At 61.4% G+C, this 20,000-nt stretch carries 17 protein-coding genes, 1 tRNA gene and 2 rRNA genes (1 of these 20 running past the window's edge); 11 read left to right on the top strand and 9 right to left on the bottom strand.

The features are described 5' to 3' along the window. The 3 genes from NKI79_RS29760 to NKI79_RS29750 form a co-directional block, all read left to right on the top strand. Nucleotides 1–2,294 (top strand): 23S ribosomal RNA (locus tag NKI79_RS29760); it begins 513 nt to the left of the window's first position. 96 nt (nt 2,295–2,390) lie between these two features. Then, a 5S ribosomal RNA gene (gene rrf, locus NKI79_RS29755) occupies nt 2,391–2,505 on the top strand. A 130-nt stretch (nt 2,506–2,635) separates the two neighbouring features. Continuing rightward, nucleotides 2,636–2,712 (top strand) — tRNA-Met (locus NKI79_RS29750). A gap of 565 nt (nt 2,713–3,277) precedes the next feature. Here the strand turns inward: NKI79_RS29750 and NKI79_RS29740 are convergent. The 6 genes from NKI79_RS29740 to NKI79_RS29715 all read right to left on the bottom strand — a co-directional run bounded on the left by NKI79_RS29740 (nt 3,278) and on the right by NKI79_RS29715 (nt 9,249). Continuing rightward, nucleotides 3,278–3,784 carry an L-2-amino-thiazoline-4-carboxylic acid hydrolase gene (locus NKI79_RS29740; RefSeq protein ID WP_352702580.1) on the bottom strand — a complete coding sequence of 169 codons (507 nt, stop codon included), beginning with the start codon at nt 3,782–3,784 and terminating at the stop codon, nt 3,278–3,280. Then, entirely contained in the window at nt 3,781–4,572 is a 792-nt protein-coding gene (locus tag NKI79_RS29735) for an ATP-binding cassette domain-containing protein (protein WP_352806659.1), read from the bottom strand. The genes NKI79_RS29740 and NKI79_RS29735 overlap by 4 nt, the downstream gene beginning before the upstream one ends. Continuing rightward, the gene (locus tag NKI79_RS29730) at nt 4,569–5,555 is read right to left on the bottom strand and encodes an ABC transporter ATP-binding protein (protein ID WP_352806656.1); all 987 of its coding nucleotides are present in this window, start codon (nt 5,553–5,555) and stop codon (nt 4,569–4,571) included. The genes NKI79_RS29735 and NKI79_RS29730 overlap by 4 nt, the downstream gene beginning before the upstream one ends. Further along, on the bottom strand, nt 5,552–6,382 hold the full coding sequence (locus NKI79_RS29725; protein ID WP_352806653.1) for an ABC transporter permease: 831 nt from the start codon (nt 6,380–6,382) through the stop codon (nt 5,552–5,554). The genes NKI79_RS29730 and NKI79_RS29725 overlap by 4 nt, the downstream gene beginning before the upstream one ends. Beyond that, the gene (locus NKI79_RS29720; RefSeq protein ID WP_352476328.1) at nt 6,379–7,365 is read right to left on the bottom strand and encodes an ABC transporter permease; all 987 of its coding nucleotides are present in this window, start codon (nt 7,363–7,365) and stop codon (nt 6,379–6,381) included. The genes NKI79_RS29725 and NKI79_RS29720 overlap by 4 nt, the downstream gene beginning before the upstream one ends. A 273-nt stretch (nt 7,366–7,638) precedes the next feature. Continuing rightward, entirely contained in the window at nt 7,639–9,249 is a 1,611-nt protein-coding gene (locus NKI79_RS29715) for an ABC transporter substrate-binding protein (protein WP_352806650.1), read from the bottom strand. A gap of 363 nt (nt 9,250–9,612) precedes the next feature. On the opposite strand from NKI79_RS29715, the gene NKI79_RS29710 reads away from it, so the two are divergent. Continuing rightward, complete coding sequence (locus NKI79_RS29710) at nt 9,613–10,800, top strand: M24 family metallopeptidase (RefSeq protein ID WP_352806647.1); 1,188 nt, start codon at nt 9,613–9,615, stop codon at nt 10,798–10,800. On the opposite strand, the gene NKI79_RS29705 is transcribed toward NKI79_RS29710, so the two are convergent. Genes NKI79_RS29705 through NKI79_RS29695 form a run of 3 tightly spaced genes read right to left on the bottom strand, consistent with a single transcriptional unit; the run spans nt 10,797 to nt 13,297 of the window. Continuing rightward, complete coding sequence (locus NKI79_RS29705; RefSeq protein ID WP_352806644.1) at nt 10,797–11,225, bottom strand: cupin domain-containing protein; 429 nt, start codon at nt 11,223–11,225, stop codon at nt 10,797–10,799. The two genes, NKI79_RS29710 and NKI79_RS29705, sit on opposite strands and share 4 nt — an antisense overlap. 24 nt (nt 11,226–11,249) lie before the next feature. Then, nucleotides 11,250–12,089, bottom strand: a complete 840-nt coding sequence (locus NKI79_RS29700) for a phosphoenolpyruvate hydrolase family protein (protein WP_352806642.1) — start codon at nt 12,087–12,089, stop codon at nt 11,250–11,252. An 11-nt stretch (nt 12,090–12,100) separates the two neighbouring features. Further along, entirely contained in the window at nt 12,101–13,297 is a 1,197-nt protein-coding gene (locus NKI79_RS29695) for a Tm-1-like ATP-binding domain-containing protein (protein ID WP_352806640.1), read from the bottom strand. Between the two features lie 134 nt (nt 13,298–13,431). Between NKI79_RS29695 and NKI79_RS29690 the strand changes: the two genes are divergently transcribed. The 7 genes from NKI79_RS29690 to NKI79_RS29660 form a co-directional block, all read left to right on the top strand. Next, entirely contained in the window at nt 13,432–14,100 is a 669-nt protein-coding gene (locus NKI79_RS29690; RefSeq protein WP_352806638.1) for a TetR/AcrR family transcriptional regulator, read from the top strand. Nucleotides 14,101–14,457: 357 nt separating this feature from the next. After that, nucleotides 14,458–15,774 (top strand): ABC transporter substrate-binding protein, encoded by a 1,317-nt coding sequence (locus NKI79_RS29685; protein WP_352806635.1) that lies wholly within the window; start codon nt 14,458–14,460, stop codon nt 15,772–15,774. Nucleotides 15,775–15,866: 92 nt separating this feature from the next. Continuing rightward, the gene (locus NKI79_RS29680) at nt 15,867–16,772 is read left to right on the top strand and encodes a carbohydrate ABC transporter permease (RefSeq protein ID WP_254816733.1); all 906 of its coding nucleotides are present in this window, start codon (nt 15,867–15,869) and stop codon (nt 16,770–16,772) included. Nucleotide 16,773: 1 nt separating this feature from the next. Beyond that, nucleotides 16,774–17,733, top strand: a complete 960-nt coding sequence (locus NKI79_RS29675) for a carbohydrate ABC transporter permease (protein WP_352806633.1) — start codon at nt 16,774–16,776, stop codon at nt 17,731–17,733. Continuing rightward, the gene (locus NKI79_RS29670) at nt 17,730–17,951 is read left to right on the top strand and encodes a hypothetical protein (RefSeq protein ID WP_254816734.1); all 222 of its coding nucleotides are present in this window, start codon (nt 17,730–17,732) and stop codon (nt 17,949–17,951) included. The genes NKI79_RS29675 and NKI79_RS29670 overlap by 4 nt, the downstream gene beginning before the upstream one ends. Then, nucleotides 17,948–19,051 carry an ABC transporter ATP-binding protein gene (locus NKI79_RS29665; protein WP_352806630.1) on the top strand — a complete coding sequence of 368 codons (1,104 nt, stop codon included), beginning with the start codon at nt 17,948–17,950 and terminating at the stop codon, nt 19,049–19,051. Before NKI79_RS29670 ends, NKI79_RS29665 begins: the two co-directional genes overlap by 4 nt. Beyond that, on the top strand, nt 19,051–20,000 hold a 950-nt coding region (locus tag NKI79_RS29660; protein ID WP_352806627.1), incomplete at its 3' end, for an ABC transporter ATP-binding protein. The genes NKI79_RS29665 and NKI79_RS29660, both read left to right, overlap by 1 nt.

The raw sequence follows: 20,000 nt of genomic DNA, 5'->3' as shown, positions 1-20,000 counted from the left end.
AAAGGTGAAAAGCACCCCGACAAGGGGAGTGAAATAGTACCTGAAACCGATTGCCTACAAACAGTGGGAGCCCAAGGTTCGTCCTGGGTCACCACGTACCTTTTGTATAATGGGTCAGCGACTTAGTGTGACGAGCAAGCTTAAACCGATAGGTGTAGGCGCAGCGAAAGCGAGTCTGAACAGGGCGTTCAGTTCGTCGCATTAGACCCGAAACCGAGTGATCTAGCCATGAGCAGGTTGAAGGTAAGGTAACACTTACTGGAGGACCGAACCCATAACTGTTGCAATAGTTCGGGATGACTTGTGGCTAGGGGTGAAAGGCCAATCAAACTCGGAAATAGCTGGTTCTCCGCGAAATCTATTTAGGTAGAGCGTCGACCGAATACCCCAGGGGGTAGAGCACTGGATGGGCTAGGGGTCCTCACCGGATTACCAAACCTAACCAAACTCCGAATACCTGGGAGTAATAGTCGGCAGACACACGGCGGGTGCTAACGTCCGTCGTGAAAAGGGAAACAACCCTGACCTACAGCTAAGGTCCCCAAGTTATGGCTAAGTGGGAAAGGATGTGAGGATCCCAAAACAACCAGGATGTTGGCTTAGAAGCAGCCATCATTTAAAGAAAGCGTAACAGCTCACTGGTCTAAATAAGGGTCTTTGCGCCGAAAATGTAACGGGGCTAAAGCCATACACCGAAGCTTAGGGTTTGCAGCAATGCAAGCGGTAGCGGAGCGTTCTGTAAGCTGATGAAGCCATACCCGTGAGGGATGGTGGAGGTATCAGAAGTGCGAATGCTGACATGAGTAACGTAAGGGGAGTGAGAGACTCCCCCGCCGAAAGTCCAAGGGTTCCTGCTTAAAGCTAATCTGAGCAGGGTTAGCCGGCCCCTAAGTCGAGGCAGAAATGCGTAGACGATGGGAACCACGTTAATATTCGTGGGCCTGGAGGAAGTGACGGATCATTGAGGTAGTCCAATCTTATCGGATTGAAAGGGCTGCTGCGTGGTTCCAGGAAATAGCTCCTCCTTATAGACCGTACCCGAAACCGACACTGGTGGACTGGTAGAGTATACCAAGGCGCTTGAGAGAACTATGCTGAAGGAACTCGGCAAATTGCACGCGTAACTTCGGAAGAAGCGTGACCCTTTCATGCGCAAGCATGGGAGGGTGGCACAGACCAGGGGGTAGCGACTGTTTATCAAAAACACAGGGCTCTGCGAAGTCGCAAGACGACGTATAGGGTCTGACGCCTGCCCGGTGCTGGAAGGTTAAGAGGAGGGGTGCAAGCTCTGAATCGAAGCCCCAGTAAACGGCGGCCGTAACTATAACGGTCCTAAGGTAGCGAAATTCCTTGTCGGGTAAGTTCCGACCTGCACGAATGGCGTAACGACTTCCCCGCTGTCTCCAGCATAGACTCAGTGAAATTGAATTCCCCGTGAAGATGCGGGGTTCCTGCGGTTAGACGGAAAGACCCCGTGCACCTTTACTATAGCTTTACATTGGCATTCGTAGTGGCATGTGTAGGATAGGTGGTAGGCTTTGAAACCTGGGCGCCAGCTCAGGTGGAGCCACCCTTGAAATACCACCCTTATCACTATGGATGTCTAACCGCGGCCCGTTATCCGGGTCCGGGACAATGTATGGTGGGTAGTTTGACTGGGGCGGTCGCCTCCTAAAGAGTAACGGAGGCGCGCGATGGTGGGCTCAGAACGGTCGGAAATCGTTCGCTGAGTGCAATGGCATAAGCCTGCCTGACTGCGAGACTGACAAGTCGAGCAGAGACGAAAGTCGGTCATAGTGATCCGGTGGTCCCGCGTGGAAGGGCCATCGCTCAACGGATAAAAGGTACGCCGGGGATAACAGGCTGATGACCCCCAAGAGTCCATATCGACGGGGTTGTTTGGCACCTCGATGTCGACTCATCGCATCCTGGGGCTGGAGCAGGTCCCAAGGGTATGGCTGTTCGCCATTTAAAGCGGTACGTGAGTTGGGTTCAGAACGTCGTGAGACAGTTCGGTCCCTATCTGCCGTGGGTGTAGGAATATTGAAAGGATCTGTCCCTAGTACGAGAGGACCGGGATGGACGGATCTCTGGTGGACCTGTTGTGGCGCCAGCCGCATAGCAGGGTAGCTATATCCGGACGGGATAACCGCTGAAGGCATCTAAGCGGGAAACCCACCTTAAAACGAGTATTCCCTGAGAACCGTGGAAGACGACCACGTTGATAGGCCGGGTGTGGAAGAGCGGCAACGCTTGAAGCTTACCGGTACTAATAGTTCGATCGGCTTGATCGTTCTCATTCCTAATGCCCATTTCTGGCGACAATCCTTCGATTGCGCCGAGATGGATGGCACAGAAAACAGCTTCTCGAGCAACGTGCGTTTTGCCGACCTGGTGGTTATGGCGGAGCGGCTGCACCCGATCCCATTCCGAACTCGGCCGTGAAACGCTCCAGCGCTGATGGTACTTCGTCTCAAGACGCGGGAGAGTAGGTCGCTGCCAGGTCTGCCAAGCGCACGTTGTTTAATCTTCTCCTTACGAACAGGCTCGCCAACGGGACTCCGGGCCGCGCAAGCGGCCCTTTCATTTGGCGGAAGCTTGAATTCGGTGAGCCAAGGCTTACCTTTAGGGTTGACGCGGGGTGGAGCAGCCCGGTAGCTCGTCAGGCTCATAACCTGAAGGTCACAGGTTCAAATCCTGTCCCCGCAACCAAAATACGAAAACGGCCCGCCTTGTGCGGGCCGTTTTCGTATGCGCTGAAGTGCCGCGACAGGGGACACTTAGCATTCCGCGGCCAATTTTTCGCGTATGTGCTCCGATCCACCTCGCATACGTCGGGCGAATGGCCGATCGGGATTTACGACGCGCCAAAAGGGCGCGCTGCCGTCTTGACTGATATGCACCAAGTGCCGCTGCACAGTCACCGGCAGCAGGCGTCTGCTCCGTATTTTGCCGCGAGCTTACGTCGTAGCTCTGCAAGGTCCGACAAGTGGCCAGGTCGCGCAGCCCGGAGCTCGTCAGCGACCATTTTCTCGGTTGGGATCAGCATGCTCTGCGTAAGGGTCTTGCCTTTGCGTCTCGTTTTGACCACCGGCAATTCGTTCATAATTCACCTCCAGGAACTCCCCTTCAGAGGACGAACAAGGATGCCGCAATCCGACAAGTCTCGGATTGATTTGATTGCCGTGGCCTTATGCCGCCGGGAGTTTTTGTTGGCTCCGTGCTGCCCAACGGAACGGAACTCTACGTCTTCGCCGACATGGCTCGAGTTGCAGCTCTAACCGGCATCCCGGTTGGTCAAAGCGATGTGGCAGCAGCCGAAACCGTGGCCCGGTGTCCAGGTGACATTGTCGAAGCGTACCCCGGTGGCCTCGAACAGGCCGCGATCGAAGGCGCCGGCGATGCGGCAGAGCGTGGCGAGTTTCTCGTCGTCGACGCCGGCTTCGACCCAGGCGTCCTTCAGCGGGCAGCGCCTGACCTTGAAGGCGATGCGGTCCGGACCGCGTTCGACGTCGGTCGGATACATGCGACCGCCATCCGGGCTGACGGCCAGGAACGCCTCGCCGATCGCCGGTGCGTCGTTGGGGCCGAAATCGGCGAAGGCCGCCGCCGCAACTTCCCTGCCTCGCCGTTCAATGGTGCGGATCATGATCGCCTCAGCCTTTTCCGCGCCAACTTCCGCAGTTAGCTCATCGAGCAACAGACGATAGAGATCGGCGCGGTTACGGAAGGCGGAATCGAGTTCGCGCGACAGTTTTTCGGCTCGGGCTTCGGCGTCGGTCATGATGCGTCCCGTTCGATCCTCGACAGTTTTGGCGCTGCCGCCGCCAGCGCCTTGCCGATCGCGGATTGCGGCGCGTCGATGACGGTGCGGGCATCGCCGCTCTCGGCAATCCGCCCGCCGTCCAGAATGGCGATGCGGTGGGCGATGGCACGGACGACGCCGAGATCGTGCGAAATGAACAGATAGGCGATGCGCTCCTCGCGTTGAAGGTCGAGCAGCAGCCGCAGGATCTGCGCGCGCACCGAAACGTCGAGCGCCGACACCGCCTCGTCGAGCACGACCAGCGACGGTTTCGTGGCGATGGCGCGGGCGATTGCAACGCGCTGGCGCTGACCGCCGGAGATTTCGTGAATGGCGCGGCCGGCGAGACCGGCGCTGAGGCCGACGCGTTCCAGCAGAGCGACGATACGGCGCGGGCGTTCGGCGCGAGAGGCGATGTGATGGATGCGCAAGGGGTCGTCGAGCACACGCGCCACCGTGGCGCGTGGGTTCAAGGCGGCGAGCGGATCCTGAAACACCATCTGCAGATGAGCGCGCCGGTCGCGCAACGCGGCGCCGTTCAACGACAGGAAATCACTGCCTTCAAATTCGATTCGGCCAGCATCGGCTTCGATGAGCCGCAGTATGAGCCGAGCGATCGTCGATTTGCCGCTGCCGGAAGGTCCGGCCAGCGCCAGCGTCTCGCCATGCTCGATGTGGAAGGAAACATCGTCGGCCGCGGCGATGATCTTGCCGCCGCTACTGTATCGTTTGGTCAGGCCGGAAACGGCGAGCAGCGGACTGGTCATGTTCGCTGCAGCAGCGGCTCGGCGTCGAGACCGAGATTGGCGTCGAGCAGCGCCCTTGTGTACGCGTGACGCGGCGCACTGATCACCTGCGCCGTCGCACCTAGCTCGAGCAGCTCGCCATGCCGGAACACGGCGATGCGCTCTGCCAGTTCGGCGGCCAGCCCGATGTCGTGGCTGATGAACAGCAGCGTCATGCCGTCCTCGGACACCAGTCGCCGGATCAGCCCGACGATCTCGGCCTGCACGATGGTGTCTAGCGCGCTGGTCGCCTCGTCGGCGATCAGCAGTTTCGGCCCGGCCGCGATCGCGGCGGCGATCGCCACGCGCTGCTTCTGGCCGCCGGAGAGCTGATGTGGAAAGGCGCGCAAAGCGGCATCGGGGTCGGGCAGACGGACGCGTTCGAGTAAGATTTTTGCTCTGGCATAGGCGTGTCGCCAGTCAAGTCCGAGATGCGTGCGCGCGACTTCCGCGATCTGCTTGCCGATTGGCATGACCGGATCGAGACTGGCGGATGGGTCCTGGAAAACGAAGCCGATATCACGGCCTCTGAGGGGAACGAACTTAGGCCGGCGTTCCGTCGCGCCCCCCTCTGTCCTGCCGGACATCTCCCCCTCAAGGGGGGAGATCGGCAGTTCCGCAGCTGGTTCCTTTCGGCCAGCTTCAGTGATTGGCGAAGGCAGAGATGAAAGCGCAATCTCCCCCCTTGAGGGGGAGATGTCCGGCAGGACAGAGGGGGGTGCCTTGGCACCAAACATTGGCGGCAGGCGCAAGAGCCAATCGATATGGCCTTCGATCTTGGCAGTGGCCGGCAGCAGCCCAGCAATCGCCAGCGCCAACGTGCTCTTGCCCGAGCCGCTCTCGCCGATGATGGCGAGGCGCTCGCCAGCGGCGACATCGAAGCTGATATGCTTCAGCGCCGCCACCTCGGCGCCTTCGCGGCGATACGTCACCGTCAGATTGCGGATCGAAGCAAGCGCCGTCACGACAGGCTCCTCCTCACCGATGTCGTCTCGACGACGCCTTCGCCGGCGAGATAGACGCCGAGCACGGTCAGTACGAGTGCTATTCCCGGAACGATCGAGAGGAAGGGCGCGGTGCGCAGCACGGCGCGGCCTTCGGCGATCATGCCGCCCCAGGTAACGCGGTTGGGGTCGCCGAGGCCGAGAAAAGACAATGCCGCTTCGGTGAGAATAGCCGCGGCGACGATCACCGACGACAACGCCAGTACCGGCGGCAGCGCGTTGGGCAGCACCTCGCGAAGGGCGATCTCCAGCGGATGCATGCCGATGACGCGGGCGCCGGCAACAAAATCGCGCTCGCGGATCGACAGCACTTCGGCCCGCGCCACGCGTGCCGGTCCGGTCCAGGCGCCCAGCGCGATCGCAGCGACCACGACGCCGAGCGACGGCCCGACAATGCTGACGAAAGCCAAAGCCAGCAGGAAGGCTGGGACGGTCTGGAAAGCGTCGGTGATGCGCATCAGCACCTCGTCGACAAGGCCGCCGGCAAAACCGGCCAACGTGCCGATTACGGCGCCGACGGCAAGCGCGGTGGCTGCTGCTGCCAGGCCGACCGCCAGCGAGGTGCGGGCGCCGTGGAAAAGCTCGGCCAGCACGTCACGGCCGAGGCGGTCGGTGCCGAGTGGCAGCGACCAGTTCTGGAACGGCGACAGCAATGCCGGCCCGGCAATGGCCTGCGGATCGCTCGGAAAGAACAAAGGTGCGGCAAGCGCCACGGCAGACAGCGCCGTCAGGATGACCGTGCCGGCGATCGCTTCCGGGGTCCGAAGAAAGCGGCGAAGCGGGCTCACGCGCCGGCCTCACTGGCCCCGACGCGCGGATCGAGGAAGGCGTAGGCGATGTCGACGAGAAGGTTGATGATGACGACCAGGACGGAACTGATGAGAATGATACCGAGCAGTAACGGCGTGTCGCGTGCCGCCACCGCTTCCTGCGCCAGCCGGCCAAGGCCTGGCACGGAAAAGACGCTTTCGATGACGACGCTGCCGCCCAACATTTGCGCGGACTGCAGGCCAAGCATGGTGACCAGCGGCAACAGCGCATTGCGGGCGACGTGAGCGAGCACGATGCGGCGGCGGGAAAGTCCCCTGGCGCGGGCGGCCAGCACAAAATCCTGTCGCCAGACCTCGGCCATGCCGGCGCGCATCATGCGCAGATAGAGCGCGAGATAGATGAAGCCGAGCGCGGAAACCGGCAGGACGAGATGGCGGGCGATATCGGCGGCGCGATCGAGGCCGGTCCGGGCCGAGGCGATACTCTCGATCCCGCCGATCGGAAACCATCGCAGGTCGACGGCAAAGACGATGATCAGCACCAGCCCAAGCCAGAAGCCCGGCACGGCATAGAGCGCCAGCGAACCGATGGACAGAAAGCGATCGCGAAAACTGCCGGGCCTGGCGCCGGCATAGATGCCGAGTGCCGAGCCGAGACCGAAGGAGAGCGCGGTGGCGCTGCCCATCAACAGCAGCGTGTTGGGCAGGCGCTCGAGGATGACGTCGCGGATCGGCCGCGAAAAGGTGACCGATTGGCCGAGATCGAGATGCAGCAGCGCCCAAAGATAATTGGCGAGCCGCGTCAGTTCCGTCTGGTCGAGACCCCAGCGGTGACGCAACAGCTCGATCATCCCGGCGTCGCCGCCGGTCGAGACGATGTAGGCATCGACCGCGTCGCCGGGAGCGGCTTCGAGTAACAGGAAGGTGCCGATGACGACAATCAGCAGCACGAAGATGCTGCCGACGAGACGGCGGCGAACGAGGATGACAGCGCGGGTCATGGCGTAACGCCGATAGGAGAGCCAAGTCTTCGGTGCCGGGCTCTACGGCGCCCTCCTCTGTCCTGCCGGACATCTCCCCCACAAGGAGGGAGATTGGCAGCTTCGGCGTTGCCGGCCGTCTTGCAACGCTGGAGATTGGCGAAAGCGACAATGACAGCCGATCTCCCCCCTTGTGGGGGAGATGTCCGGCAGGACAGAGGGGGGCGCGAAAAAGCTCTCATCGTTGAAGCTTGAGCACCCACACAAGCGGCGCGCAAGTCTGGAGAGACTTCCTTACCCCTCCAGCCAAGTGTCCGCCCAGTTCGATACCGCCCAGCGCGGATTGTTGGCGATGTTCTTGACCGTATCACGTGCGACGCTGATGAAACTCCATTCGGCGACGTTGATCAGTGGCAGGTCGGCGGCAACTTTTCTCTGGAACTCCTTGTAGAGTTCGGTGCGGGCGGCGGTGTCGAGCGTCTCCGATGCCGTGGCGATCAGGGCATCGAGTTCGGCGTTCTTATAGCCGCCCTGGTTGGAGAAGGGCACGCCGTCTGGAATGCCGCTCTGCACCAGGATGGTGGTCGAGATCGCAGGATCGCCGCGGAACACCGGCGGCCCGACCGCAAGGTCGAAGGCGTGGTCGGTGTAAACAGCCTTGATATGCGCGGCCGAGTCGTTGTTGACCAGCTGAGCGTCGATGCCGACGGCGGCGAGCGCCTGGCGCAGATAGTCGCCGAACTGCTTGGTCTCGTTGAAATAGGGCGCCGGCAGCAGTTTCAGTGAAAAGCGCTTGCCGTCATCGCCTCGGCTGTAGCCGGCCTCGTCCAGCAAGGTGTTGGCCTTGGCTACGTCGAAGGCGTACGTCGGCACGTCGGCGGTGTAGAATTGCGGGTCGTTTTTCGGCACCGGGCCAGTGGCGGTGGCGGCATAGCCGAGAAACACCGTCTTGACGACGAAATTCTTGTCGATGGCGTGAGCGATCGCCTGGCGCACTTTCAGGTCGGCCAGCTCCTTGCGGCGATGGTTGATCTCGACGACGAGCTGGTAGGTCAGCCCTTCATAACCCTTGGTGATCACCTTGAGGCCGGGCACTTTGGATATGCGGTCGAGATCGGCGAGGGGCACGGCGGAGAAGGCGGCGAGCTGGATCTCTTCGGCCTCGAGCGCGCTGGCCGCTGCTGTGCGGTCCGGCAGCACCTGATAGATGATCTCGTCGAGATAGGGCTCGTCCTTGCCCCAATAATCCGTATTCTTCTCCAGCCGGTAATATTCGCCGGGTTTGTATTCGGCGAATTTGAACGGGCCGGTGCCGACCGGGGCGTTGTTGGCCGGGTTGTCCTCGATCTTTCCGGTCTCGTAGATGTGCTTGGGTACAACGCTGCTCAGCGCCGGCAAGGCGTTGCGGATCAGCTGGAACGGTGTCGGCTTGGCGAATTTGAACACGGCGGTGGCTTCGTCCGGCGTGTCGACCGCCTCCAGATCCTTGAACACGGTGCGGCCGAGATTCTGCAGCGGCTTCCAGATATGCAGCGCCGAGAACGCGACATCGCCGGAGGTGAAAGGTTTACCGTCATGCCATTTGACGCCCTCGCGCAGCTTGAACGTGACCGACAGGCCGTCGGCGGCACCTTCCCAGCTGAGCGCCAGGCGCGGATCGAGCCCGTCCTTGCCGTCAAAGGAGGCCTCAGCCAAGGGTTCTACGATCTTGCTCGAAATGAAGAAGACGCCGTTCGAGGCGACGATCGCCGGATTGAAATTGCGCGGCTCGGAATCAGCGGCGACAACCAGTCGTCCGCCCTTTTTCGGCGTCTGCGCCGACCCGATCGTCGGCATCGCGGTGGAGGCCAGCAGCAATGCCGAACCCGCAAGCATGGTACGTCTGGAAATGGTGAACTCTGGCATGATCGAACTCCGTCCTCTCCGCGGACCCGGCCGGGTCCGCCGTACCCCTCGGACGCTCGTAAGCATCCTGCAAAGCTGATTATGGGCCTTGTGCGGGGTTTCGCCAAAGACGGAATTGGCGCATCCTCACGTGGCTTTGAAATTTCCGTCCGTTGGACCAGTTGTACAGAAACGGTTCGATGCGCGGTTCTGGCAGGACCAGACTGGAGTAAAGTGCAGCAGGTGGACCAGCTTTGGGGCTGGTTCGCCCGTTCTGGCTGGACCAGATCGGGCAAAGTGATGCAGATTTAAGCATAGCCGAGGTTCAGAGCCGGAAAAGCCGGTGCCAGTGAGCGGCCAGCTAAGGATTTCAGGGAGAGAGACATGAACATTGCCCCAGGCAAGAATGCCGTCGGCGGCGTGCCGTTCGACCAGGCCAGGGTGGACGGGCTGATGGAGGAGGCCGGCATGGACGTGCTGCTCGCCACCTCCAAGCACAACACGCAGTATCTGCTTGGCGGCTACAAGTTCATCTTCTTCGCCGCCATGGATGCGATCGGCCACAGCCGTTATCTGCCTGTCGTCGTCTATGAGAAAGGTGGGCCGGAGCATGCCGCCTATATCGGCAACCGCATGGAAGGCGGCGAGCACCAGAACCATCCATTCTGGACGCCGACACTGCATGCCGCCTGCTGGGGCACGCTCGATGCCGCCAATCTGGCGGTCGAGCATTTGCGAAAGATCGGCAAGGGCAATGCCCGCATCGGCATCGAGCCCGCCTTCCTGCCGTCCGACGCCTATATGCTGATCCGCAACGCGCTGCCGGATGCCAAGCTGATCGATGCGACTGATATGCTGGAGCGCATGCGGGCAATCAAAACCGAGGCCGAGTTGGAGAAGCTGCGCATCGCCTCCGAGCTGATCACCGATTCCATGCTGGCGACCATCGGCTGGGCACGCGAAGGCACGACCAAGAGCGAGATCATCGAACAGCTCAGGCGCGAGGAGACCAATCGCGGCGCGCATTTCGAATATTGCCTGTTGACGCTAGGCTCCAGCCACAACCGCGCCGCCTCGCCGCAGGCGTGGAAACGGGGCGAGGTGATGTCGATCGATTCCGGCGGCAACTACCACGGCTATATCGGCGACCTTTGCCGCATGGGCGTGCTGGGCGAGCCTGACGCCGAACTCGAGGATCTGCTGGCCGAGATCGAGACAGTGCAGCAGGCGGCCTTCTCCAAGGTCAAGGCGGGCACGCTGGGCGGTGACATGATTTCTCATGCCGAAGGCGTGCTGAAGAAGTCGAAGGTTGCGCCCTATACCGATTTCTTCGCGCATGGCATGGGGCTGATCACGCATGAAGCGCCGTTCCTGATGACCAACCATCCGGTGACCTATGAAGGCACCTATGCCGCAAAGCCGCTGGAGAAGAACATGGTGCTTTCGGTCGAGACGACCATGCTCCACCCGACGCGCGGCTTCATCAAGCTGGAGGACACGGTGGCGGTCACCGACACAGGGTACGTGATGTTCGGCGATCGGGGCCGGGGCTGGAACAGGGGCGGAGGTTAGGCGCTTGTGTCCCCGCCCGGCGGGATCAACCTGAAATCCGGCAACTCCCGCAACGCCAGTTCCGGCCCGGCCGGCGAATAGACGACGAAAAGCTGCATCGGCCCATCGCCGGTATTGAGCGTCGAGTGGAAGCGGCTTTCCGGCACATAGATGGTGCAGCCGGGGCCGACTTTCTCGACGACCGGGTTGCCTTTCTCGTCCTCGACCATTTGCTCGCCATCGCCTGAGATGACGAAGATGATCTCCTCCGCACCTGGATGGTTATGACGCGTATGGCCCTTGCCCGACGGGAGGTCGACGACACCACCGGAAAATCGCTTTGCGCCGTTCACTTCGGGAGCGACCGTCAGCGACAGCCTGCCCCAGTCGAAGCCAAAAACGCTGACGTCTTTTGGATATACGAATACCTTGCTGTTGTCGGTCATCGTCCCACCTTCTTTTGCTGGTCTCTACGCAGCGCCGAACGTGACGGTCTTGAAATGCGCCGTCTGCCTGGCGATCGAGGCTTCCGCCGGCAGCCGCTCCATCGAACTGGCGCCATAGAACCCGTGCAGGCCCTTGCAGCGCTCGAGAATATATCTGGCGTCGTCCGGCATCGAAATCGGCCCGCCATGGCAAAGCAGGATTATATCCTCGCGCACTGAGCGTGCCGCTTTGGCGATGGCGTCGATCTCGCTGACACAGTCGTCCAGCGATTTAGCCGACGTCGCGCCGATCGAGCCGCCGGTGGTCACCCCCATATGGGCGACGACGATGTCGGCGCCGGCTGTTGTCATGGCGCGCGCCTCGTCTGGGTTGAAGACATAGGGCGTGGTCAACAGGTCGAGCCTGTGAGCCTCGGCGATCATGTCGACCTCGAGCCCGAAGCCCATGCCGGTTTCTTCAAAACTCCGCCGCATCTGGCCGTCGAACAGGCCGATCGTCGGAAAATTCTGCACGCCGGAAAAGCCCATCGTCTTCAACTCGGCCAAAAGCAGCGGCATGATGACGAAGGGATCAGTGCCGTTGACGCCGGCCAGCACCGGCGTCTTCTTCACCACCGGCAGCACTTCATAGGCCATCTCCTTGACGATCTCGTTGGCGTTGCCATAGGCGAGCAGGCCGGCGGCCGAGCCGCGCCCGGCCATGCGGTAGCGGCCGGAATTGTAAATGATGATCAGGTCGATGCCACCAGCTTCCTCGGCCTTGGCCGACAGGCCGGTGCCGGCACCGCCGCCGACGATCGGCACGCCGTCGGCGATCATCATGCGGAATTTCTCCAGGATTTTCTTGCGCGGTATGGCGGCCATGTCTTGGTGTCTCACTGTCTGGCGATGTCGAGGAAGGCCGTTGTGGCGGCCCAGGCGAATTCCGGATCGTTGATGTGCAGCGGCAGGCGCAGCACGCACCGCGTTTTGGCGGGTTTGATGGTACGCTCGATCGCCTCGAACAAAGCGGCATCGGCTTCAGGGTCGAAGAAGGCGCCGCCTTCGATGTCGAGCGCCGACACGCCTTTCTCCGGAATGAGGAAACGAACCGGACCCTGGCAGAGGCTCAGCCTTGTCCCGATCCATTCGCCGATCGTCCTGCTTTCGTCGGCAGTGGTGCGCATCAGCGTGACGTTTGGATTGTGCTCATAAAACAGCCGGCCGCGATAGCGTTCTGGAATTGTCGGCGGCGCCCAGAAATTGACCATGTCGAGCGCGCCGACCGAGCCGACATAAGGCAGCCTGGTGCGGGCGATGGCGCCAAAGCGATCTTCGGTCGCCGGCAGCACGCCGCCAAACAGCAAGTCGCAGACTTCGGTCGTTGTGATGTCGATGACGCCGGACAACAGGCCGCTGTCGGCCAATTTTTCCATGGTGCGGCCGCCGGTTCCGGTGGCATGAAAGACCATGCAGTCATAAGTCGAACGAAGCTCATCGGCGATCGCGGTCACGCATGGCGTGGTGACGCCGAACATGGTCAGGCCTATCGAGGGTCTACCGTCGGCCGGCGGCGCCGGCTTTGCCGCCATGCCTGATATCGCCTGGGCGGCATTGTGCAGCAAGACACGGGAAAGCCGGTTGAGGCCGGCCATGTCGGTCACCGACGGCATCATGATGATGTCGGAGATGTCGACATAAGGTCCGGTGTCGCCGGAAGCCAAGGTCGAAACCATGATCTTGGGCAGGCCGAGCGGCAGCGTGCGCATGCCTGCGGTGATGATCGAGGTGCCGCCACCGCCGCCGATACCGACAATCCCGGCAATGTCGCTGCGCGACTGGACAAACCGTGCAAAGGCCGCGGCCATTGCCGCCACCGCGGTGCCGCGATCGTCGATGCCGAGCACGGCATTGCGACCCTCGGAATGGTGGCTGGCGACCTCGTCGGCCGAAATGTCGACCGGCACGGTCGCGCCGCGTGTTCCGATGTCGACACGGGCAATCGAAGCGCCGGTAGCGGCGACCGCATCGTACAGAAATGCGAGTTCCTCGCCCTTGGTGTCGGCGGTGCCCACCACATAGATGCGCTTCATCGCGTTTCCCCGGTCTTGGGCGTGTTCGGCGCTGCCGCCCCTTTGCCTGGCCGTTCGACGGCGCGAAGGGCCATTGCAATTTTTTGAGACGCGCGTATCGTATTGACATGAATGTCTCACGTCAACAAGCGGCAATGGACGACGATGCCGCCCAAGGGCCGAACCCGCAGGTAGAGCGCGGGGCCCGCGCGCGCACCAAGCGGCTGATGCTGGAGACGGCGACAAAGCTGATGCAGGCGGGCGCCACGCCCTCCGTCAGCGAGGTGGCGGAAGCAGCGGAAGTCTCGCGCGCCACCGCTTATCGGTATTTTCCGAGCCAGGCGGCGCTGGTGCAGGCGGTGGTTGACGAAGGGCTCGGGCCGATCCTTACCTGGCAATCGATCTCTGCCGATCCGGAGCGCCGGGTGGCCGAGCTGTTCGACACCGCCATGCCGCGCATCGAGGCCTTCGAAGCGACGTTCAAGGCGGCGCTGAAACTGTCGCTCGACCAGTGGGCACAGCGACAGGCAGGCACGCTGGGTGGCGAACCGGCCTTCACGCGCGGCCATCGCATCGAGCTTTTGAAGGATGCGATCGCGCCACTCAAGGGCCAGTTGCCGCCGCGCGAATTCAAGCGGCTTGCGCAGGCGCTGTCGCTGATCTTCGGTGTTGAGATGCTGATCGTATTGAAGGATATATGGGGCTTGGATAGCCGCAGGATGATGTCGGTCGCGCAATGGGCGGCCGGCGCACTGGTACGCGCGGCTATGACCGAATCGATGATTGAAGGAAATGGGATCGCGCCGACGTCGGCCGTGAGATGAAGCCAATCTGGTTCGACCAGATTCTCAACCTGGCTATTCATGCTACTAGCGATGCAGCGGCCCAAGTAAGGCATTCATGTATCAAGGAGTAGGAAAATTCAGGGAAAACAGGCAGATATCGCAGAAGCCAACTTGTCTGCGTGTCCGCCATCGTCCAAGAAAGGGCTTGACGTTCCTCTTAAATTGGTAATACCAGATCAGGACAAATAAAGCGGATCAAACGTGAAGGCTGAGATCCGTTTCGGTCGAGCGAGGAGGCTCACAGACCGAAACGGTGCCGTCACGGGAGGACTACCAGGGCCGGCCTCGATGCCGGTTCTCATGAACGGTAGAATGCGCACAAGGGAGGAAATCATTATGCGCAAGACAATGACCAGCTTGCTTGCTGGTATCGGCCTAGTGCTCGCCTGCGGAACGTCTGTCTACGCGCAGGAAAAGGAACTTACAATCTTCTGGGCGGAATGGGATCCGGCCAATTACCTGCAGGAACTCGGCAACGAGTACGAGAAGGAAACCGGCGTCAAGATCACGGTGGAAACCACACCGTGGCCCGACTTCCAGACCAAGGCCTTCACCGAGTTCAACGCCCATGGCGACGCCTACGATATGGTCGTCGGCGACTCGCAATGGCTAGGTGCCGGCTCGACAGGTGGCCACTATGTCGACCTGACCGACTTCTTCAACAAGTACAAGGTCGGTGAAGTGATGGCACCGGCCACGGTGAAATACTATGCCGAATATCCGGGCGGCAGCAGCAAATACTGGGCCATTCCGCTCGAAGGCGACGCCGTCGGCTGGTCCTATCGCAAGGACTGGTTCGAAGACCCCAAGGAAAAGGAAGCCTTCAAGGCCAAGTATGGCTACGATCTCGACGTGCCGAAGGACTGGAAGGCTTTGCGCGACATCGCCGAATTCTTCCACCGTCCGGACCAGAAGAAATACGGCATAGCTATCTACACCGACAATTCCTACGACGCGATGGCGATGGGCTTCGAAAACGCGCTGTTCTCCTTTGGCGGCGAGCTGGGTGACTATAAGACCTACAAGGTCGATGGCTTCATCAACTCCGACAAGGCGATCGCGGCGCTCGACGCCTACAAGGAACTCTACAAGTTCACGCCCCCGGGCTGGGCCAAGTCGTTCTTCGTCGAGGACAACCAGGCGATCACTGAAAACCTGGCGGCGATGAGCATGAACTACTTCGCGTTCTTCCCCTCGCTGATCAACGAGGCGTCGAACCCGAATGCCAAGAACACCGGTTTCTTCGCCAATCCTCCCGGCCCGAACGGGGACCAGTTCGCCGCACTCGGCGGTCAGGGCATTTCCATCGTTTCCTACTCGCAGAAGCAGGAAGAGGCGACGAAGTTCCTGGAATGGTTCATCAAGGACGAGACCCAGAAGAAGTGGGCAGCGCTCGGCGGCTACACCTGTAGTGCCGCCGTGCTTAAGTCGCCCGAATTCCAGAACGCCACGCCCTATAACAAGGCGTTCTACGAGACCATGTTCAAGGTCAAGGACTTCTGGGCGGTTCCGGAATATGCGGAACTGCTGCAGCAGCTCAACCAGCGCATCTATCCCTACATGATCGGCGGCGAAGGCACCGCCAAGGAGACGCTGGACGCACTGGCAGCCGACTGGAACGCGACCTTCAAGAAATACGGCCGCGGCCAATAAGCATGAAGTTTCACGGAGGGGGCGCTCGTGCCTCCTCCGTTTCTTTTTCTGATTTTTGAAATCTTTCTGATTTCTGAACTGGGAGCAGGGTCTTGGCGACCACAATGATCACCACGCTGGACAGGTCCTCGCGGGCCGCCGCTCGCGGTCTAAGCGACATTTCGATCCGCAATCTCTTCATCATCCCGACGATCCTGTTTCTGATCGTCTTCAACATCTTCCCGCTGATCTATTCGCTGGGCTATTCGTTCACCGATTTCCGCGCCTCGACCAGCGCGGCGGCGAATTTCGTCGGGCTGCAAAACTATCGCGACCTGCTCAGCGATCCCTATGTCTGGTCCAACTTCGCCATCACCGCGAAATACGTCATCATCTCGGTCGCCGGCCAGCTGCTCGTCGGCTTCGGCGTGGCCATGCTGCTCAACCGCGACATTCCGCTCAAGGGCCTGCTGACGACGCTCCTGTTGTTGCCGATGATGCTGTCGATGGCCGTCGTTGGCCTGTTCTGGAAGCTGCTCTACGATCCGTCCTTCGGCATCATCAATTATGCGCTGGGCCTCGGTACCTTCGAATGGCTGTCGAATCCGAAAATGGCGCTCTACGCGGTCGCGCTGACCGACATCTGGATGTGGTCGCCCTTCGTCATGCTGTTGTCGCTGGCCGGCCTGTCGGCCGTGCCCAAGCATCTCTACGAGGCAGCCGCGATCGACAGGGCCGGGCCGTTCTACACCTTCTTCCGCATAACGCTGCCCCTGGTTGCGCCGATCCTGATGATCGCGGTCATCTTCCGCACCATGGAGGCGTTCAAGACCTTCGACCTCGCCTACATCCTGACCAGCCAGCCGACGGCCGAGCTGATCTCGATCCGGCTCTACAAGATGGCGTTCCAGGAATGGCAGACCGGGCGTTCCTGCGCGCTCGCCTACATCGTGCTGATCATGGTGCTGGCGATCACCAACATCTATGTCAAATACCTCAACAAGGTGAAGGAGCGCTGAGATGGCCGCAGTCCGCACTTCTTCCGAAATCACCCTCAACCGGGTCGCCATCGTCGCTGTCCTGCTGGTGACGATCATCTTCCTGGCGCCGATCTACTGGATCGCCTCGACGGCGTTCAAGCCGCGCAACCTCGCCACCACCATTCCGCCGACGGTGGTTTTCCAGCCGGAGATATCGCCCTTCGTCAAGTTGTTCACCAAGCGTTCGCAGCTGCGCAGCCCGCCGTCGCCGGAGGAGTACGCGGCTGCGCCGTGGTGGGAGCGCGTCGTCTTCAATGGCGGCGAAAAGATCGTGCGCGACGGCAAGGGCCAGGTGCAGTGGTCGGGCTATCCGAGCCGTTTCATGAACTCGCTGATCGTCGCCATAACCTCGACCGTCCTGGCCGTCGGCATGGGCACCTTTACCGCCTATGGTTTCTCGCGCTTCAAGGTGAAGGGAGAGGCGGATCTGCTCTTCTTCATCCTGTCGACGCGCATGCTGCCGCCGGTGGTCGTCGCCATCCCAATGTTCCTGATGTACCGGGCGGTAGGGCTCAACGATTCCCATGTCGGCCTGATCATTCTCTACACCGCCTTCAACTTGTCTTTCTCGGTCTGGCTGATGAAGGGCTTCATGGACGAAATCCCGAAGGAGTATGAAGAGGCGGCGCTCGTCGACGGCTACACGCGCATGGAGGCCTTTTTCAAGATCGTGCTGCCCGAGGCCGCCACCGGCATCGCCGCCACCGCCGTGTTCTGCTTCATCACGGCGTGGAACGAATATGCCTTCGCACTGATCATGACCAGCCGCCGCGCCCAGACGGCACCGCCCTTCATTCCCAGCCAGGTCGGCGCCGGCCTGCCGGACTGGACGGTGATCGCCGCCGGAACCTTCCTGTTCCTGCTGCCGGTCGCGATCTTCACCTTCCTGCTCCGCAACCACCTGTTGCGCGGCATGTCCTTCGGAGCGATCCGCAAATGAGCTTTCGCGACATCAACCAGAAATATCTCGAACCGGGCAGCCAGGTGCTGATGGTGCTCGGCATCATAGCGCTCTGCCAGCCATGGCACATGCTGCTGCACAGCTATGGCGTGACCATCATCCTGATCGGCCTGATTGGCTTCAACATCACCTCCAAGATCGCGCCGGAGGAGAAGGCCGGCACCGGGCAAGGGACAAATCCGGGGGCACAGCATTGACCCAGATCGAGCTTCGCGGCGTCCAGAAATATTTCGGCGCCGTCCAGGTCATCAAGGACCTCAACCTGAAGATCGACGATAACGAGTTCATCGTGCTGCTCGGCCAGTCGGGCTGCGGCAAAACGACGACACTCAGGGCCGTTGCCGGACTGGAGACGATCGACGGCGGCGACATCCTCATCGACGGCAAGCCGGTCCAGCACCTCAAGGCCGCCGACCGCGACATCGCCATGGTCTTCCAATCGTTTTCGCTCTATCCGCATATGAGCGTTTACGAGAACATCGCCTTTCCACTGAGGGCGACGCGCAAGAGCAAGGCCGAGATCGACAGCGAGGTGCGCTCGGTCGCCAAGACGCTGCAGATCGGCGATCTCCTCGCCAAGAAACCGTCGGCGCTGTCCGGCGGCGACATGCAGCGCGTGGCGATCGGCCGGGCCTTGGTGCGGCGGCCGAAGGCGATGCTGATGGACGAGCCGATCGGGGCGCTCGATGCCAAGCTGCGCGAGGAGATGCGGGCCGAGATCAAGCGGCTGCACATCAAGCAGGGTTCGACCAGCATCTACGTCACCCACGACCAGATCGAGGCGATGAGCCTCGCCGACCGCATCGTCATCATGCATGAAGGTGTGCTGCAGCAGGTCGGCTCGCCGGACGAGGTCTATTCGCATCCGGCGAATCTTTTTGTCGCGCAATTTGTCGGCAGCCCGGTGATGAACGTCGCCGACGTTTCGGTGACCGAGAAACCCTCATCGGCCTCGGTCACGGTCGGCGATGCGGCCGCTGGCTTCGAATTCCCGCGCGCCTTGCTGTCGAAGCTCAATGGCCATGCCGGCAGCCAACTCGCGCTCGGCATCCGGCCGGAAGGCGTCCTCGTCCGCCGCGAAGCCGCCGAGGGGTTCCTGCCGGTGGAGACGCAGATCGTCGAGCCGCTCGGGTCCTTCGACATCGTCGACCTCAAGGTCGGCTCCAAGATGCTGCGTGCGCGCACCAAGAGCGGCTTCATCAGCGGCCCCGGCGAAAGGGTCTTCGTCAGAATCGATCCCAGCCAGGCGCATTTCTTCGACACGGCGAGCGGCAAATCGCTGGGAGTGAGACTCTGATGGCCCACATCCAGCTCAAGAACATCTCAAAGAAGTTCGGTAACCACACCGCCTTGACCGGGCTCGATCTCGACATCGCCGATGGCGAGTTCTTCGTCCTGCTTGGCGAGACCGGCGCCGGCAAGACGACGACGCTGCGCATGATTGCCGGCCTGGAAAAACCGAGCGAAGGCCAGGTCTTCATCGATGGCGTCGATGTCGCCGACTGGGGCGCGGCCGAGCGCGACGTGGCGCTGGTGCTGCAGCAATATTCGCTCTATCCGCGCTATACGGTGCGCCAGAACCTCGAATTTCCGCTGAAGCCGAAGATCCGCCGGCTGCCCGATGCCGAGATCAAGGATCGTGTCGACCGCGCGGCCAGGACGCTGCGCATCGAGCATCTGCTCGACCGCAAGACCGACAGGCTTTCAGGCGGCGAGATGCAGCGCGTCTCGATCGGCCGCGCCATCGTGCGCAAGCCGCGGGTATTCCTGATGGACGAGCCGTTGTCGGCGCTCGACGCCAAATTGCGCGAGGCGCTGCGCACCGAATTGAAGAACCTGCAGATGCAGCTTGGCGCCACCTTCCTGTTCGTGACGCACGATCAGATCGAGGCGATGTCGATGGGTGACAAGGTCGGCGTGCTCAACCATGGCCGCATCGTCCAGACCGGCACGCCGTACGAGATCTACAACAATCCGCGCGACACCTACGTGGCAAGCTTCGTCGGCTCGCCGCCGATGAACCTCATCGACGGCAAGCTCGTCAACGGACGCGCGGTGATGGCGCCGCTCAATTTCGAATTGCCGTTTGCGGGGGGTGCCAAGACTTCGGGGGGTGCCAAGACGGGCGCGGCGCCCCCCGGGGGCCCGCGCGGCGTCGGGTTTCTTACCGACGACGGGTATAGCGCCACCGGCCCGCCGGTCCCGGCGCGGGGCCACGCAGGGGGGAACCAATGGGGCGGGGAGAT

The organism is Mesorhizobium sp. M0340 (assembly GCF_040321535.1).
GTDB lineage: Bacteria > Pseudomonadota > Alphaproteobacteria > Rhizobiales > Rhizobiaceae > Mesorhizobium.
Note: the sequence above shows the minus strand (reverse complement) of the source record. Positions and strands in the feature narration are given on the sequence as shown.

What these genes read in the sequence shown, in the direction of transcription:
- NKI79_RS29740 (WP_352702580.1), bottom strand. Translation starts at nt 3,784, where the DNA reads ATGACCGACGCCGAAGCCCGAGCCGAAAAACTGTCGCGCGAACTCGAT.
- NKI79_RS29735 (WP_352806659.1), bottom strand. Translation starts at nt 4,572, where the DNA reads ATGACCAGTCCGCTGCTCGCCGTTTCCGGCCTGACCAAACGATACAGT.
- NKI79_RS29720 (WP_352476328.1), bottom strand. Translation starts at nt 7,365, where the DNA reads ATGACCCGCGCTGTCATCCTCGTTCGCCGCCGTCTCGTCGGCAGCATC.
- NKI79_RS29715 (WP_352806650.1), bottom strand. Translation starts at nt 9,249, where the DNA reads ATGCCAGAGTTCACCATTTCCAGACGTACCATGCTTGCGGGTTCGGCA.
- NKI79_RS29710 (WP_352806647.1), top strand. Translation starts at nt 9,613, where the DNA reads ATGAACATTGCCCCAGGCAAGAATGCCGTCGGCGGCGTGCCGTTCGAC.
- NKI79_RS29705 (WP_352806644.1), bottom strand. Translation starts at nt 11,225, where the DNA reads ATGACCGACAACAGCAAGGTATTCGTATATCCAAAAGACGTCAGCGTT.
- NKI79_RS29700 (WP_352806642.1), bottom strand. Translation starts at nt 12,089, where the DNA reads ATGGCCGCCATACCGCGCAAGAAAATCCTGGAGAAATTCCGCATGATG.
- NKI79_RS29695 (WP_352806640.1), bottom strand. Translation starts at nt 13,297, where the DNA reads ATGAAGCGCATCTATGTGGTGGGCACCGCCGACACCAAGGGCGAGGAA.
- NKI79_RS29690 (WP_352806638.1), top strand. Translation starts at nt 13,432, where the DNA reads ATGGACGACGATGCCGCCCAAGGGCCGAACCCGCAGGTAGAGCGCGGG.
- NKI79_RS29685 (WP_352806635.1), top strand. Translation starts at nt 14,458, where the DNA reads ATGCGCAAGACAATGACCAGCTTGCTTGCTGGTATCGGCCTAGTGCTC.
- NKI79_RS29675 (WP_352806633.1), top strand. Translation starts at nt 16,774, where the DNA reads ATGGCCGCAGTCCGCACTTCTTCCGAAATCACCCTCAACCGGGTCGCC.
- NKI79_RS29670 (WP_254816734.1), top strand. Translation starts at nt 17,730, where the DNA reads ATGAGCTTTCGCGACATCAACCAGAAATATCTCGAACCGGGCAGCCAG.